Source organism: Massilia sp. X63, from assembly GCF_041023745.1.
Lineage (GTDB): Bacteria > Pseudomonadota > Gammaproteobacteria > Burkholderiales > Burkholderiaceae_D > Telluria.
Genome location: NZ_JBFTEF010000019.1, coordinates 57,044 through 70,523 on the forward strand (window position 1 = coordinate 57,044; position 13,480 = coordinate 70,523).

The window sequence follows — 13,480 nt, forward strand, 5'->3', positions numbered from 1 at the left end:
AGGTATTTAACTGGTATGCAAATTTGCTCTGCAGCTATGGCTGGATAACCGCCGGTTATTTGCATAAACCATTGATTTTGCGAATCTTTTTATTGGTACGAGAACTGGTATTGTCGAGCGCAGGAAGGCGGTATGGAAGAGTAGGTGCGCCGCCCGAAGGCAGCGCGGGGGGAGGAGACTGGATTACTGCCCGCTGCGGCTGCCGTTGCGGTCGACCAGCAGCAGCTGGGTGCGCTCGTCCTTGCGGGCGCGCTCGCGCTCGGCCTTGCGCTCGGACCTGCGCTCGTCCTGTCCGCTCACGTTCACCGCCGCGGTGGCGGGACCGGTGACGGCGATCTCGGCGCGGCCGGCCGTCAGGCGCCGGCCATCGAGCCCGCCGGAGCCGCTGAGCTGGGCCTTGACCAGGTCGACCTTGCCGTCGATGTGGGCGCTGCCCGGGCCGCGCAGCTTGAGCAGCAGGCGCTTGCCCTCGATGCCCGCGTTCAGGCCGCCCGAGCCGTGCAGTTCCGCGTCCAGCGTGTCGGAGACCCTGGCCAGCTCGACGCCGCCGGGGCCGCGCGCCCTGACGGTCGCGCGCCTGACCTGCAGGCCGCCGCCTTCCAGGTCGCCCGAGCCGCTGACGTCGGCGCTGAGCTCGCCCACGCTGCCGCTCAGCGTGGCATTGCCCGGGCCGCCCAGGCGGACGACGGCGCTGGCCGCCTGCAGGCCGCTGGCCTGCAGCTCGCCCGAGCCGTTCACCTCGGCGTCGAAGCGTTTCAGGGTGCCGGCCACGCAGGCATTGCCCGGCCCGCTCTGGACGGTGGACGCCGCCTCGGCCGCCAGCGCGCAGGCGTCGAAGTCGCCCGAACCGCTGATCTCGGCGCGCAGTTCGCGCGCGCTGCCCGACAGTTTCATGCCGCCCGGGCCGCTGAGGCGTGCGTCCAGGCGCGCCAGGCGCAGCGCATCGGCCTCGAGGTCGCCGGAGCCGCCGATTGTCGCCGCGAGGGTATCGCCGACGCCGGACAGGCGCACGTCGCCCGGCCCGGACATGTTCAGTTCGACCTTGGCGGCCTTCACGCGCTGCAGGTCGAGGTCGCCGCTGCCGCTGGCGCGCACCGCCAGCTCGCGCACCGCGCCCGAGGCCTGCAGGTCGCCGGGGCCGTCGACGCTGACGCTGAAGCGCTCGCCCGCCAGCTGCGACAGGTCGACGTCGCCGCTGCCGGACATCTTCAGGCTCTTGAGCTGGCCGGCGCTGATGTGGATGACCACCGTGTCGCGCCGCTTGCCCCAGCTGAAGTGGAAGCCGTTGCGCTGGACCGGCCGCACCACCAGGGTGTCGCCGCGCACGAAGGTCTCGACCTGGTCGAGCAGCTTGCGCTCGCCCGACAGCGTGACCGCCTGCGGGCCCTGGGCGCGCACCACGACCTCGTAGGGGCCGGACAGTTCGATGGCGCTGAAGGCCTGCAGGCTGCGCTGCTGCGCGACCGGGGCGGGCGGCGCCTCGGCATGGCTGGCCTGGGCGGCGAAGAAGCCGGTGGCGATGGCGGCGGCGAGGAGGGCGGGTTTCAGGGCGGTATGCATGTTCTTGTTGTGCGAAGGACATCGGAGCCTGAACGATAAGCCAGGCCGGCGCCGCTTGCATGGGCAAGACGACGGATGCGCGAAATCGGGGAACAGAGTGCAGATTGCGGGGATGAAGCGCGGCGGGCGATGCTATATTGGCAGCCCCATCCAAAGGAGCCCCGATGTCCTCGCTCACCGTCCGCCAGGTCCACGTCGACCTGTCGCGCGGCTTCGGCCGCCGCTGGCTGGGCGGCGACGCCTACCGCACCCAGTTCTTCAATGCGCTGTCGATGACGTTCCCGATCGGCGAGCAGATGTTCATCGACAGCCTGCGCGCGATTCCCCCGGAGCGGCTCGCCGACCCGGTGCTGCGCGCCGAGGTAAAGGATTTCGTCGGCCAGGAAGCCACCCACCGCCACATGCACGTCCAGTACAACGCCGAACTGGAACGGCAGGGGCTGTCCTTCGTCACCGGCGCGCGCCTTGCACGGCGTGTCGCCCGGGTGAACGGTTTCAGTGTGCGCAGCCGGGTGGCGATCACCTGCGCGCTGGAGCACTACACGGCGATGCTGGCCGACGGCGTGCTGCGTCATTCCGAATGGATCGCGGACGCCGAGCCGGCGCTGCGCCGCCTGTGGGAATGGCATGCGGTCGAGGAACTCGAGCACAAGGCGGTGGCCTTCGAGGCCTACCGCGCCGCCGGCGGCGGCTACTGGCGGCGCGTGCTGTGGTTCCTGCACGTGAGCCTGGTGTTCTGGTTCGACAACTTCATCCAGACCGCCCACAACCTGCAGCGCGACGGCGCCCTCTGGCGGCCCGGCACCTGGCTGAGCGCCGCGCGCATGTGGTTCGGGCGGCGCGGGCTGGCCTGGCACATGGCCGGGCCGGTGCTGCACTATTTCTCGCCGCGTTTCCATCCTTGGCAGCATGACAACCGCGACATGGTCCGGCTGTGGCTGGACCGCAACAGCGCCGCCTACCGTACCGTGCGCACGAGCGCACCCTGATCGCGCATTGACCAATACATGGGCCTGGCGCGTGGCCGGGCAGCGGTGGCAGTGTCATAATGCGGGCATGGAAGGAGAACTCCCGTGATTCGCTATATGGGCACCCGCAAGAACGACGACGGGGCTGCGGTCTACGTCTTTCTGGTCAACGGCATGCAGAAGGAAGTGCGCGAGCATGCGCTCAAGCAGCATCCTGGCTGCTATGAAGCCCTGCCGGCCCCGGTCAAGGCCCAGATCGCGGCCAACCGCGCCTGGCTGTCCAGGCTCTGAGCCGCCGTGCGCGCATCCCGACCGGCGCCTGGCGCCATGCTGCTTGCCGTGCTGGTCATGGCCGCGCCGGCCCAGGCCATGCCCTCGACCTTCAGCCAGGTGGTCGGCAATGCGCTGCTGTGCCGCAGCCAGCTCGACAACCGCTATTTCCACGATTACCTCACCACCTCCTTCGGTCCCGCCTACAAGCGCGAGGGCGGGGCGTACTGGTTCCGGGTCGAGGCCACGCTGTGGGGCGCCGAGGTGAAGCAGGTGGTGGTGAGCGACGACAGCAGCGAGCTGGTCTTCATCGGCGCCCTGACCGACAGTGCGCCCGAAGCGCTGGAAGGCGCGGTGCGCGCCGCTTCCGGCGCCGCGTTCCGGGCGGCGGACGCCTCGCCCTATCCTTTGCGGGTGTCGAACACGGGCAGCACGATCGCTTACATGAATGACAAAAGCAAGATATATTGCGCAAAGTTCAAATCGCAGCCGGTCCGCTAGCACCAGCGCGCATCGCCAGCCCGCACTACTAGCTTGGATCACTAGCTCATGTACAAACATTATTTCCAACTGAAGGGCGCGCCTTTCTCGATCGCTCCCGATCCGCGCTACCTGTTCATGAGCGAGCGCCACCGCGAGGCGCTGGCGCACTTGTTGTATGGCATCGGCAGCGGCGGCGGCTTTGTCCTGCTGACCGGCGAGATCGGCGCCGGCAAGACCACGGTGTGCCGCTGCTTCATCGAGCAGATTCCCGAGAACTGCCGCCTGGCCTATATCTTCAACCCGCGCCTGAGCGTCGAAGAGCTGCTGCAGAGCGTGTGCGACGAACTGCGCATCGACCTGCCGCCGGCCACCGGGACGCCGGGCATCAAGGGCTATGTCGACGCGATCAACGCCTACCTGCTGGCCTCGCACGCCCAGGGGCTGAACAACGTGCTGGTGATCGACGAGGCGCAGAACCTGTCGGCCGAGGTGCTGGAACAGCTGCGCCTGCTGACCAACCTCGAGACCAGCGAGCGCAAGCTGCTGCAGATTATCTTGATCGGCCAGCCCGAGCTGCGCAGCATGCTGGCCCGTCCGGAACTGGAGCAGCTGGCCCAGCGCGTGATCGCGCGCTACCACCTGGGACCGCTGACCGAGCCCGAGACCGGCGCCTATGTCGCGCACCGGCTGGCGGTGGCGGGCGCCGCGGCCGGCACCGCCGCGGCGCCATTCCCGCCTGCGCTCACGCCCCGGATCCACGCGCTGACCCATGGGGTGCCGCGCCGCATCAACCTGCTGTGCGACCGCGCGCTGCTCGGCGCCTACGTCGAGAACAGCCCGCAGGTCACGCGCCAGATCCTCAAGAAGGCTGCGGCCGAGGTGTTCGCCGGCGAAGCGGCGGCGCCGCGCCGCCTGCGGCTGCCGCTGGTGGCCGGCGGGGTGCTGGCCGCGGCCGCGGTCAGCGCTGCCGCCTGGCAGGCGCTGCCCGCCCGTTCGCCCGCGCCGCTAGCCGTCGCGGCGCAGGCCGCGTCCGTGGCCGCGCCTGTGGCCACCACGGTGCCGCCGGTACAGTCCGACGAAGCCAATGCGCTGCGCGAACTTGCCGCGCTCTGGGGCCAGCCGCTGGCGGGCGACAAGCCCTGCGAGGCGGCGCAGCGCCTGGACCTGCGCTGCCACCAAGGCCGCGGCGGCCTGTACGAGCTGCGCCTGCTCGACCGCCCGGCCGTGGTGACCCTGCACGACGGCCCGCGCACCGGCTACGCCGTGCTGTCCGCGATCGACGGCAACAGCGTCACCCTGAGCGCCGGCGCGCGGCGCGAGAAGATCGACCTGGCCAGCTTCGTCGCCCGTTTCGGCGGCGAGTTCACCACCTTCTGGCGCATGCCGCGCGGTTTTCGCGACGAGCTGGCCGAAGGCGACCGCGGTCTCGACGTGGACTGGGTGGCCGGCCGCCTGGCCCAGCTGAACAAGGCCCAGGCGCCGCAGGCCGGCCGCCCGCTGGATGCGGCCACGCGCACCTGGCTGCGGCGCTTCCAGGCCGCGCAGAACCTGAAGGCGGACGGCCTGGCCGGTCCGCGCACCTATATGCGCCTGAACCAGCTCTCCGGCGTGCCCGAGCCGCGTCTGCTGGCCCAGGCCGGGAACGGAAAATAAGGCATGTCCTACATCCTCGAAGCCCTCAAGAAGGCACAGGCGGAGCGCCAGCTCGGCAACGCACCGACCATCCACGCCCCGGCCCCCAGCTATGCGCCGGCGGCAACCCGCGCCGGCCGCAATCCGCTGTTCCTCGGCGTCGCCGCCGGCGCCCTCGTGGTGGCGCTGGGCGCGCTCTTCCTGCTGCGCCAGCCCGCTTCCGCACCCACCCCGGCGCTGCAGGTGGCCAGCGCGCCCGCGGCTGCGCCGGTGCCCGCCCCCGCTCCTGCTGCCGCTCCTGCTGCTGCTCCTGCTGCTGCTACTGCTACTGCTGCTCCTGCTCCTGCTCCTGCTCCTGCTCCTGCTCCTGCTCCTGCTCCTGCTGCGCCGGCCGCTGCACCGGTGATCGCAGCCGCGCCGGTGACGTCGCCCACGCCGGCCAAGCCGGTGGCGCCGCCGGAAGCGGTCAAGCCGAAGTCGCCGCCGGTCGCCGACAAGCCTCCGGCGCCCGCTGCGAAGGCGGCGCCGCAGCCGCGTGTGGCGGCAGCCGAGGCAGCGCCGGAAGCGCCGCGCCCGGTGCCGGTGGCGGCGCCCCCGGCCCCGGCCGCGGAGGACAGCATCGGCCCGGCGCAGTCGCTGCCGGAAGCGGTACAGCGCGAGCTGCCGAAAGTCGCCTTCGGCGGCTACATCTACTCGCCGAACCCGGCCGAACGCCTGCTGCTAGTGGACAAGATGCTGCGCCGCGAAGGCGAGGAGGTCGCGCCCGGCCTGGTGCTGGAGCGCCTGCTGCCGAAGGCGGCGATCATGAATTACCGCGGCTACCGCTACCGTGTCGCCTACTGATTGCGGCCGGGTGCTGGGCGTGGTCGGCTGGTCCGGCAGCGGCAAGACCTCGCTGCTGGAGCGCCTGATCGCCCGCCTGGCCGGGCAGGGCTTGCGCGTCAACGTGGTCAAGCACAGCCACCACGACGTCGAGCTGGAGCCGCCGCGCAAGGACAGTGCGCGCCTGCGCATGGCCGGGGCGGCCGAGGTGATGCTGGCTTCGCCGTACCGGGTCGCCATCCTGCGCGAGCTGCGCGGAGCCCGCGAGCCGTCCCTGGCCGAGCACCTGGCGCGCCTGGCGCCGGCCGACCTGACCCTGGTGGAGGGCTATAAATGGGAGCCGATTCCCAAGCTCGAGGTGTTCCGTCCCGGCCTGGGCCGGCCGGCCCTGTATCCGGACGACCCCCACATCGTCGCGGTGGCGTCGGATGCGCCGCCGCCGGCGGGGCAGGGCGGGCCGGCCTGGCTGGATTTGAATGATCCAGATCAAGTGCTGGGCTGGCTGGGCAACTGGATGCGCTGAAGGCCTCAAGTTTTCTCCGCGGCTGCCGTAAAGGGTGGATACGCCCTCGTGCGCCTTCAGGGAGAATGACATGGATGTGTCCAGCATCGCCAAGCTGTCCACCAGCATCGCCGAAACCGGCAACCGCCAGGAAGTGAGCCTCGCCGTTTTCAAGAAAGCCCAGCAGATCCAGGAAGCCACCGCCACCCAGCTGCTCGAGGCGCTGCCCGCGGTGCAGTCGGCCAACCTGCCGGCGCACCTGGGGAACAAGATCAATACCACGGCCTGAGCTGCGCAAGGCGGGAGCGCTTGCGCTGCCGCCAGCCCACGCTCACCCCGCCTTGCATCTTTGCCCCGGCTGATAAATACTGGCGTCTTTCATCAGCCAGGAGTACCGCATGACCCATCGCCACGCCCTGATCGCCGCCGCCCTTGCCGGCGTCTGCGCCCACGCCGCCGCCCAGGACCAGATGGGCGTGCCGAAGGCCGACCAGGAAGCCTGCTACGGCGTGGCCAAGGCCGGCCAGAACGATTGCGGCACCGCTACCCACGGCTGCGCCGGCGTCGCCAAGGTCGACAATGACCCGAACGAGTGGAAATTCGTTGCCAAGGGTACCTGCGCCAAGCTCGGCGGTTCGCTGGAAGCCGGCCGCGCCGCGCAGGACAAGGCCGGTCCGGACAAGGCCGAGCCGGCCATGACCGACGCCAAGAAGTAAGCGATGCCTGCTCCCGCCGCGGCCATTCCCGCCGCGGCCATTCCCACCGGCATAGGGCTGCGCGCGCCGCACTACCGCGCCTTTCTGGAAGGGCGCCCGGCGGTCGGCTTCATCGAAGTCCACAGCGAGAACTACCTGGCCCGCGCCGGCTGGGACTGGCACGTGCTCGGCGAGCTGCGCCGCGACTATCCCCTCAGCCTGCACGGTGTCGGCCTCGGGCTCGGCTCGGCGCACGGTTTTTCCGAGGCCCACCTCGCGCGCGTGCGCGAACTGGTCGAGGCGCTCGATCCCTTGCTGGTCTCCGAACACCTGAGCTGGGGCGCGCTGGCCGACCGCCAGCTCAACGACCTGCTGCCGCTGACCTTGAATGCCGCCGCCCTGGCCCTGCTGTGCGAGCGCGTCGACCGGGTGCAGGACCGTCTCGGCCGCCGCCTGCTGGTCGAGAACGTTTCGAGCTATGTGCGCTTTCGTGCCGACACCATGAGCGAGGCCGAGTTCCTGGCTGAACTGGCCAGGCGCACCGGCTGCGGCATCCTGCTCGACCTGAACAACCTCTACGTCAACCAGCACAACCACGGCGAGGACGCGCTGGCCGCCATCGCCGCGCTCCCGCGCGGCAGCGTCGGCGAAATCCACCTCGCCGGCCACCTGGAGACGCCGCTGGCCCTGGTCGACCACCATGGCGCGGCGGTGGCCGATCCAGTCTGGGAACTGTACCGCGCCGCGCTGGCGCGGTTCGGCCGCGTGCCGGCGCTGGTCGAATGGGATGCCGACCTGCCGCCGCTCGCGCTGCTGGTGGCCGAAGCGGCCAAGGCCGAGGCGATCGCCCGGGATTTCCCGCTGCCGGATGCCCCCGCAGCCCCGGTAAGGTGCGCGGCGCCGCAGGCCGCGGACGGCGCGGCGCTGGCCGCCCTCCAGCAGCAGTTCGGCGACGCCCTGTTCGACCGCGGGCGCGAAGCGGTCCTTCGGCCTGCCCTGAGCACGGGCAGCATCGCGCGGTTGGCGCTGTACCGCGGCAACCTGAGCGCGGGCTGGGAACGCGCCCTGGGCGCGGCCTATCCGGTTCTGCAGCAGATGGTGGGCGAAGAATTCTTCGGCGGGCTGGCGTGCGCCTACGGCAAGGCCTGGCCCTCGCAGGACCCGGACCTGGCCGGCTTCGGCGCGCGTTTCGCCGATTTCCTTGCGGGCTTCGCCCCGGCCGCGGCCTTTCCCTACCTGCCGGACCTGGCGCGCCTCGAATGGGCGGTGCACCGCGCCGGCCTGGCCCCGGACCTGGCGCCGCTCGGGATTGCCGCGCTCACGACCCTGACGCCGCAGGCCCTCGACGCCGCCCGTTTCGGCCTGCAGCCGTCGGTGGCGGTGGTGGGCAGCCGCTGGGCCGTCGCGGCGCTCTGGCACGCGCACCAGCCGGGCGGCCCGGCATTACCGGAGGACGTGGCGCGGCCCTGCAGCGTGCTGGTGGTACGGCGCGGCTGGAAGGTGGAGGTGGCGGAGATCGGCGCGCCGGAGGCGGCCGCCCTGCTGCGGCTGGCGGAGGGCGCCAGCTTCGGCGAGGCCGTCGACGCCGCACTGGACCTCACGCCGGCAGGGGAGGGCGCAGCGGACATCGGCGCCATGCTGCAGGGCTGGTTCAGGCGCGGCGTGGTGAGCGCGATTGCGGCGGGCGAAGCCGGCTGACACCGCCCGGACGATTCGACAGGGGATTCGGCAAAAGCGTCGGCAAAAGCGCAGGCAAAAACGCCGGTAAAAAACGCGTCAGTGGAAAGCGCGCAGGATGCGCTGTTCGCCGGTGCGGTCGCAATAGTGCTCGTTGGCCGCGCGGGTGGCGGCCATCATGCGCTCGAGCTGGGCGTCTTCGAAGCGCGCGAGCTCTTCGTTGGCCGCCTCCAGCGCCAGCGCCAGCTTGGCGCGCGCGTTCTGGTACAGCGCGCTGGTGTAATGGTCGGTATTCTTCAGCAGCTCTTCTGCGTTTTCGATGACGAGACGCAGGTCTCCGATGAGCTGTTCCTGGGACTGGGCGCGGTTCGGGGTTTCCATCGCTTCACCTTTGTCGAAAGCCTAAGCCGTTCTGATGACTTAAAATATAAACAAGGAAGCCCCGCTCTGTTTGTTAGGGCGCAAACATAAGCCCGCTGTTTTACGCCCCTTCACCCGCCTTTTTTCGTACCAGTTTCCGTGGGCGTTTACTGCACGCGAATCTGCACGTCGCCGAGGGTGACGGTCTGGCCGCTGCGGATCTTCGCGGTCTTGCGCAGTTCCTGCTTGCCGTCGACCGACACCACGCCGCTGGCGACCACGTTCTTGCCGGCGCCGCCGCTGTCGACCAGGCCGACCAGCTTCAGCAACTGGTTGACTTCGACGAATTCCGATGTCAAATCGAACACTATTTTTTGCATGCTATCCTCGGGATAAAAAATGAAACGGGCGCCTGTCTGCAGGGCGCCCGCAAGGGTGTCATCGATCGCGGCCGGCCGCGCCTCAGGCGGCGTCGGGCCGGGTCATGTCGATCGGCACGATCCACTGGTCGAACTGCGCCTCGCTGAGGAAACCGGACTGCAGCGCGGCCTGGCGCAGGGTCAGGCCTTCGTGCGAGGCGGTCTTGGCGATTTGTGCGGCGCGATCATACCCGATGTGCGGCGCCAGTGCGGTCACCAGCATCAGCGATTTTTCCATCAGCTCGGCGATGCGCGCATGGTTCGGCTCGATGCCCTGGGCGCAGTGCGTGTCGAACGAGCGCATGCCGTCGGCCAGCAGGCGCGCGCTCTGCAGGAAGTTATGCGCGATCATGGGCTTGAACACGTTCAGCTCGAAGTTGCCCTGCGAGCCGCCGACCGTGATCGCCACGTCGTTGCCGAACACCTGGCAGCACAGCATCGTCAGCGCCTCGCACTGGGTCGGATTCACCTTGCCCGGCATGATCGAGCTGCCCGGTTCGTTTTCCGGAATGGTGATCTCGCCCAGGCCCGAGCGCGGGCCCGAGGCCATCCAGCGCACGTCGTTGGCGATCTTCATCAGGGCCGTGGCCAGGGTCTTGAAGGCGCCGTGGCTCGATACCAGGGCGTCGTGGCCGGCCAGGGCCATGAACTTGTTGGGCGCGCTCTTGAAGGACAGGCCGGTGCGCGAACTGATCTCGGCCGCGATGCGCGGCGCGAAGTCCGGGTGCGCGTTCAGGCCGGTGCCCACCGCGGTGCCGCCGGCGGCCAGGGCCAGCAAGCCGGGCAAGGTAGAGCGGATCGCGCTCTCCGCAAATTCCAGCTGGGCCACATAGCCCGAGAATTCCTGGCCCAGGGTCAGCGGCGTGGCGTCCTGCAGGTGGGTGCGGCCGATCTTGACGATGTCTTCGAAGTCGCGCGATTTGCGCAGCAGGGTGGCGCGCAGCTGGGCCAGGGCCGGCAGCACGTCCTTGGCCACGGCCGTGGCGGCCGCGACGTGCATGGCGGTCGGGAAGATGTCGTTCGACGACTGGCCCATGTTGACGTGGTCGTTCGGGTGCAGCAGGCGCTTCTCGCCGCGCTCGCCACCCATCAGTTCGGAGCCGCGGTTGGCCAGCACTTCGTTCATGTTCATGTTGCTCTGGGTGCCGGAACCGGTCTGCCAGACCGCCAGCGGGAACTCGCGCGCATGGCGCCCTTCGAGTACTTCGTCGGCGGCGCGGATGATGGCGTCGGCCTTGTCGGCGGGGAGCTTGCCGAGCGAGCGGTTGACGGCGGCGGCGGCGCGCTTGACCTGGGCCAGGGCCGCCACCAGTTCCGGCGCCATGCGCTCGCTCGAGATGTGGAAATGGTGCAGCGAACGCTGGGTCTGGGCGCCCCAGAGGTGCTCCGCCGGTACCTCGATCGGGCCGAAGCTGTCCTTCTCGATCCTGTTTTCCATGGTTTTTCCTGTCGAATGCGGGCGGTAGGGAGAGATGTTACTAAAGAGTTTAGCCGATTGTCCGTTAAAGACGTTCCGGCTTCATTTTTCCTCCCGCTTATGGCGTGCCGCCTTCCATTGATATTCGCATGTGCGCTGCTGGCCGGCGCTGCACCGGCTGCCGAGCTCGGCGAGCCGCGCGTCGGCTCCTTCATCGGCCAGCCGCTGGTGGCCGACATCGAGCTCACCATGCTGGAAGACGCGGCCACGCCGGTACAGGTGCGGCTGGCCAGTCCCAACGTTTACCGCGGCGCCAGCATCGGCATGCCGGCGGTGCTGTCCACCCTCAGGATGTCGGTGATGCGGCGCGACGGACGCCAGTTCCTGCACCTGACCTCGCTCGGCCCGGTGGAGTCGGAGCACCTGCACCTGTACCTGGAACTGGCCGACGGCAGCCAGCGGGCCGTGCGGCTGGCAACCCTGTGGCTGTCGCCGGATCCGCATCCGGCGCCGCCGGCGCCGGTGGCGGCGCCCCCGGTCCAGCCGCAGACAGCCGCCAAAGCGGCAGAACCCGCGCCGCCTGCCGCGCCGGCACCGGCGCCCGCACCGAAAGCGGCCCCGAAGGCGGCCCCGAAACCGACCCCGAAGCCGGCGCCGAAACCGCATATCGTCTCCAGGCCGGCGCCGCCTGCCGCCCCGCCCACGGCGACCGAGGCTGCACCGCCGAAGCTTGAGCCGGCCGCGCCGGCCGGCGCCTGCGCGCCACAGCCCCGGCAGCAGGTCGATGCCTGCGTCATGCTGGGCGCGAAGAATGCCCTGCTGCGCGAGCGACTGGACCAGCTCGAGGACAAGGTAAAAGTGCTGCAGGTGGCGGCCGGCGCCTCGCCGGCCTCGGTCATGCAAGCGTCCGCCACGTCCGGGCAGGTACACAAGCCGAAGAAGAAAAAACCGGAACCGCCGCCGGAGACCGGCTCGCCCTGGCTGATGGCCGGCGCCGGCGCCGGTGTGCTGGCGCTGCTGGCCGGCCTGTGGATCGTCCTGCGCCGCAGGCGGGGCGCGCCGCGCGCCGGCGCGCGCGGCCCCGGGTTGGGCGCGCGCCTGAAGGCCAGGCTCGGACGCAAGCCGGAGCCGGTCGCCGCGGCGGAACCCACCCTGGAACAGGACGCGCACAACTCGTCTACACAAGTCTGATTTTTGCGTTATACTGGATTTGTGGTCGCGAGATCACGAACGGCACAGAGGCCTGGCGCAGCCACCACCGATAGCGTGGCGCGGAAAGCAGGCAGACGTTGAGGAAACGCCTGTGTCCGGAAGCGGTTCGTATGCCAACTGCGGCAGCGAACGCCGGATGCAACCGGCAAGAGGCGACGCCAGGAGATACCTGGAGGTCGCTCTCCCCCACATTCCGTGTCCGAGCCTGTCGCTCGGGCACACACAAAGCGCCTGCGGGCGCTTTTGTCTTTTCCGGCGCCGTTTCACTGGCCTCCCGCCGGACAGGCTACAATCCTGGTGCCGGACAGACCCGGACCTACTATGAAAAATTGGATCAATCGTTTGCTGGGCGGTGCGGAATCGCCGCCCGACGCGCCCGTGCTCGAGGAGGCGCAGGCCGCTGCTGCAGGGCAGGGCAGCGCCGCCGTCGACGCCTTGTATTACCGTTGGCTGGCCGGTCCGGCCCGCTTCGACGCGCCACCCGAGACCGAAGCCCTGATCCTCGAACAGGTGCGCAGGCTGGCGGAGAACCCGGCCGTGGCGGCCGAACTGGTGCCGCGCGTCCCCGAGCTGATCCCCAAGCTGCTGCGCAGCCTGCGCGACGAGAGCGTGACCACGGGAGAGCTGGCGAACCAGGTGGCCGAGGACGTGGTGTTGATGGCCGACGTGCTGCGCGAGGCGAACAGCGCCTATTACCACCCGGCCACCCCGATCAAGACCCTGGACGCGGCCATCATGCTGCTGGGCCAGAACGGCTTGCGCATGCTGCTGGCGCGGGTCGCCTTCCGCCCGGTGATCCGCCTGCACGACGCCGGCTTCGCGCGCCGTGCCGCGCCGCTGGTCTGGAATCACTCCGAGAAATGCGCGGTCGCGGCCAGCCTGATGGCTTCCGGCCTGGCGGCCGACATCTTCGAATCCTGCCTGGCCGGGCTGATGCAGGACGTGGGGCTGGTGGTGGCCTTCCGGCTGGCCGACCGCGTCTGCCTGAACGGCAAGGTGCCGGCCTCCGATAGCTTCGGCGTCGAACTGCTGGCGCGCAGCCGCACGCTGTCGGCGCTCATCGCCAGGCACTGGGATTTTCCGCCCCGGGTGGTCGAGGCGATCGCGCAGGCCGGCGCGCCGGACGGGTCGAACCTGGCCCAGGCGCTGGCGCAGGGGGACCACATCGCCAAGCTGCGGCTGCTGATCGATGCCGGGTTGGTCGGCGAGGACGATGCGCTCGTCATGGAAGGGCTGAACGGCTACCAGCGGCGCTGCCTGGGCAAGCTGAGCAAGCTGGACGCATAAAACCAAAAGCGCCGTCATCCTTTGCCATGGATGACGGCGCCAAAAACAAAGGCAATGGGATGGACGCCCCCTCCCGAAACGGCATCGATGTGCCAAAGTGGAAGTGTCAACTCACCACGACATCGAGGGGGGCGTCATCATGAAGATTACGACAATCGGCATCGATCTGGCAAAGG

General features: G+C 69.6%; 15 protein-coding genes. 11 read left to right on the top strand and 4 right to left on the bottom strand.

Annotated features, from left to right (window positions below):
- Positions 1–183 precede the first annotated feature (183 nt).
- Entirely contained in the window at positions 184–1,560 is a 1,377-nt protein-coding gene (locus AB3347_RS23930) for a DUF2807 domain-containing protein (RefSeq protein WP_369094215.1), read from the bottom strand.
- A 164-nt stretch (positions 1,561–1,724) separates the two neighbouring features.
- Here AB3347_RS23930 and AB3347_RS23935 point away from each other — a divergent pair, with 164 nt between their 5' ends.
- The 9 genes from AB3347_RS23935 (at position 1,725) to AB3347_RS23975 (ending at position 8,630) form a co-directional block, all read left to right on the top strand.
- Positions 1,725–2,549, top strand: coding sequence for a metal-dependent hydrolase (locus tag AB3347_RS23935; RefSeq protein WP_369094216.1), 825 nt, complete (start codon positions 1,725–1,727; stop codon positions 2,547–2,549).
- A gap of 84 nt (positions 2,550–2,633) precedes the next feature.
- The gene (locus tag AB3347_RS23940; RefSeq protein ID WP_369094217.1) at positions 2,634–2,819 is read left to right on the top strand and encodes a hypothetical protein; all 186 of its coding nucleotides are present in this window, start codon (positions 2,634–2,636) and stop codon (positions 2,817–2,819) included.
- Between the two features lie 6 nt (positions 2,820–2,825).
- Entirely contained in the window at positions 2,826–3,299 is a 474-nt protein-coding gene (locus tag AB3347_RS23945; protein WP_369094218.1) for a hypothetical protein, read from the top strand.
- Between the two features lie 48 nt (positions 3,300–3,347).
- The gene (locus tag AB3347_RS23950; protein WP_369094219.1) at positions 3,348–4,934 is read left to right on the top strand and encodes an AAA family ATPase; all 1,587 of its coding nucleotides are present in this window, start codon (positions 3,348–3,350) and stop codon (positions 4,932–4,934) included.
- Between the two features lie 3 nt (positions 4,935–4,937).
- A complete protein-coding gene (locus AB3347_RS23955; protein WP_369094220.1) occupies positions 4,938–5,756 on the top strand; it encodes a general secretion pathway protein GspB in 819 nt (272 codons plus the stop codon).
- Positions 5,743–6,258 (top strand): molybdopterin-guanine dinucleotide biosynthesis protein B, encoded by a 516-nt coding sequence (mobB, locus tag AB3347_RS23960; protein ID WP_369094221.1) that lies wholly within the window; start codon positions 5,743–5,745, stop codon positions 6,256–6,258. Before AB3347_RS23955 ends, mobB begins: the two co-directional genes overlap by 14 nt.
- Positions 6,259–6,328: 70 nt before the next feature.
- Positions 6,329–6,526 carry a YjfB family protein gene (locus AB3347_RS23965; RefSeq protein WP_369094222.1) on the top strand — a complete coding sequence of 66 codons (198 nt, stop codon included), beginning with the start codon at positions 6,329–6,331 and terminating at the stop codon, positions 6,524–6,526.
- 109 nt (positions 6,527–6,635) lie between these two features.
- Positions 6,636–6,953 carry a DUF2282 domain-containing protein gene (locus AB3347_RS23970; RefSeq protein ID WP_369094223.1) on the top strand — a complete coding sequence of 106 codons (318 nt, stop codon included), beginning with the start codon at positions 6,636–6,638 and terminating at the stop codon, positions 6,951–6,953.
- A 3-nt stretch (positions 6,954–6,956) separates the two neighbouring features.
- Entirely contained in the window at positions 6,957–8,630 is a 1,674-nt protein-coding gene (locus tag AB3347_RS23975) for a DUF692 family multinuclear iron-containing protein (protein ID WP_369094224.1), read from the top strand.
- Positions 8,631–8,708: 78 nt separating this feature from the next.
- On the opposite strand, the gene AB3347_RS23980 is transcribed toward AB3347_RS23975, so the two are convergent.
- From AB3347_RS23980 to fumC, 3 genes are all read right to left on the bottom strand, one after another.
- Positions 8,709–8,990 carry a DUF883 family protein gene (locus tag AB3347_RS23980; RefSeq protein ID WP_369094225.1) on the bottom strand — a complete coding sequence of 94 codons (282 nt, stop codon included), beginning with the start codon at positions 8,988–8,990 and terminating at the stop codon, positions 8,709–8,711.
- Between the two features lie 146 nt (positions 8,991–9,136).
- Entirely contained in the window at positions 9,137–9,349 is a 213-nt protein-coding gene (locus AB3347_RS23985; RefSeq protein WP_369094226.1) for an RNA-binding S4 domain-containing protein, read from the bottom strand.
- An 82-nt stretch (positions 9,350–9,431) separates the two neighbouring features.
- Positions 9,432–10,826, bottom strand: coding sequence for a class II fumarate hydratase (gene fumC / locus AB3347_RS23990; protein ID WP_369094227.1), 1,395 nt, complete (start codon positions 10,824–10,826; stop codon positions 9,432–9,434).
- A gap of 117 nt (positions 10,827–10,943) precedes the next feature.
- Between fumC and AB3347_RS23995 the strand changes: the two genes are divergently transcribed.
- Together AB3347_RS23995 and AB3347_RS24000 are read left to right on the top strand one after the other, a co-directional pair.
- On the top strand, positions 10,944–11,996 hold the full coding sequence (locus tag AB3347_RS23995) for a FimV family protein (RefSeq protein WP_369094228.1): 1,053 nt from the start codon (positions 10,944–10,946) through the stop codon (positions 11,994–11,996).
- A 342-nt stretch (positions 11,997–12,338) separates the two neighbouring features.
- Entirely contained in the window at positions 12,339–13,304 is a 966-nt protein-coding gene (locus tag AB3347_RS24000) for an HDOD domain-containing protein (RefSeq protein WP_369094229.1), read from the top strand.
- The last annotated feature ends 176 nt before the right edge of the window (positions 13,305–13,480 follow it).

Bases quoted from the DNA above. Each gene is read 5' to 3' on its own strand.
- AB3347_RS23935 (WP_369094216.1), top strand. From the start codon at position 1,725: ATGTCCTCGCTCACCGTCCGCCAGGTCCACGTCGACCTGTCGCGCGGC.
- fumC (WP_369094227.1), bottom strand. From the start codon at position 10,826: ATGGAAAACAGGATCGAGAAGGACAGCTTCGGCCCGATCGAGGTACCG.
- AB3347_RS23950 (WP_369094219.1), top strand. From the start codon at position 3,348: ATGTACAAACATTATTTCCAACTGAAGGGCGCGCCTTTCTCGATCGCT.
- AB3347_RS23985 (WP_369094226.1), bottom strand. From the start codon at position 9,349: ATGCAAAAAATAGTGTTCGATTTGACATCGGAATTCGTCGAAGTCAAC.
- AB3347_RS23955 (WP_369094220.1), top strand. From the start codon at position 4,938: ATGTCCTACATCCTCGAAGCCCTCAAGAAGGCACAGGCGGAGCGCCAG.
- AB3347_RS23930 (WP_369094215.1), bottom strand. From the start codon at position 1,560: ATGCATACCGCCCTGAAACCCGCCCTCCTCGCCGCCGCCATCGCCACC.
- AB3347_RS23980 (WP_369094225.1), bottom strand. From the start codon at position 8,990: ATGGAAACCCCGAACCGCGCCCAGTCCCAGGAACAGCTCATCGGAGAC.
- AB3347_RS23975 (WP_369094224.1), top strand. From the start codon at position 6,957: ATGCCTGCTCCCGCCGCGGCCATTCCCGCCGCGGCCATTCCCACCGGC.
- AB3347_RS23965 (WP_369094222.1), top strand. From the start codon at position 6,329: ATGGATGTGTCCAGCATCGCCAAGCTGTCCACCAGCATCGCCGAAACC.
- AB3347_RS23970 (WP_369094223.1), top strand. From the start codon at position 6,636: ATGACCCATCGCCACGCCCTGATCGCCGCCGCCCTTGCCGGCGTCTGC.
- AB3347_RS24000 (WP_369094229.1), top strand. From the start codon at position 12,339: ATGAAAAATTGGATCAATCGTTTGCTGGGCGGTGCGGAATCGCCGCCC.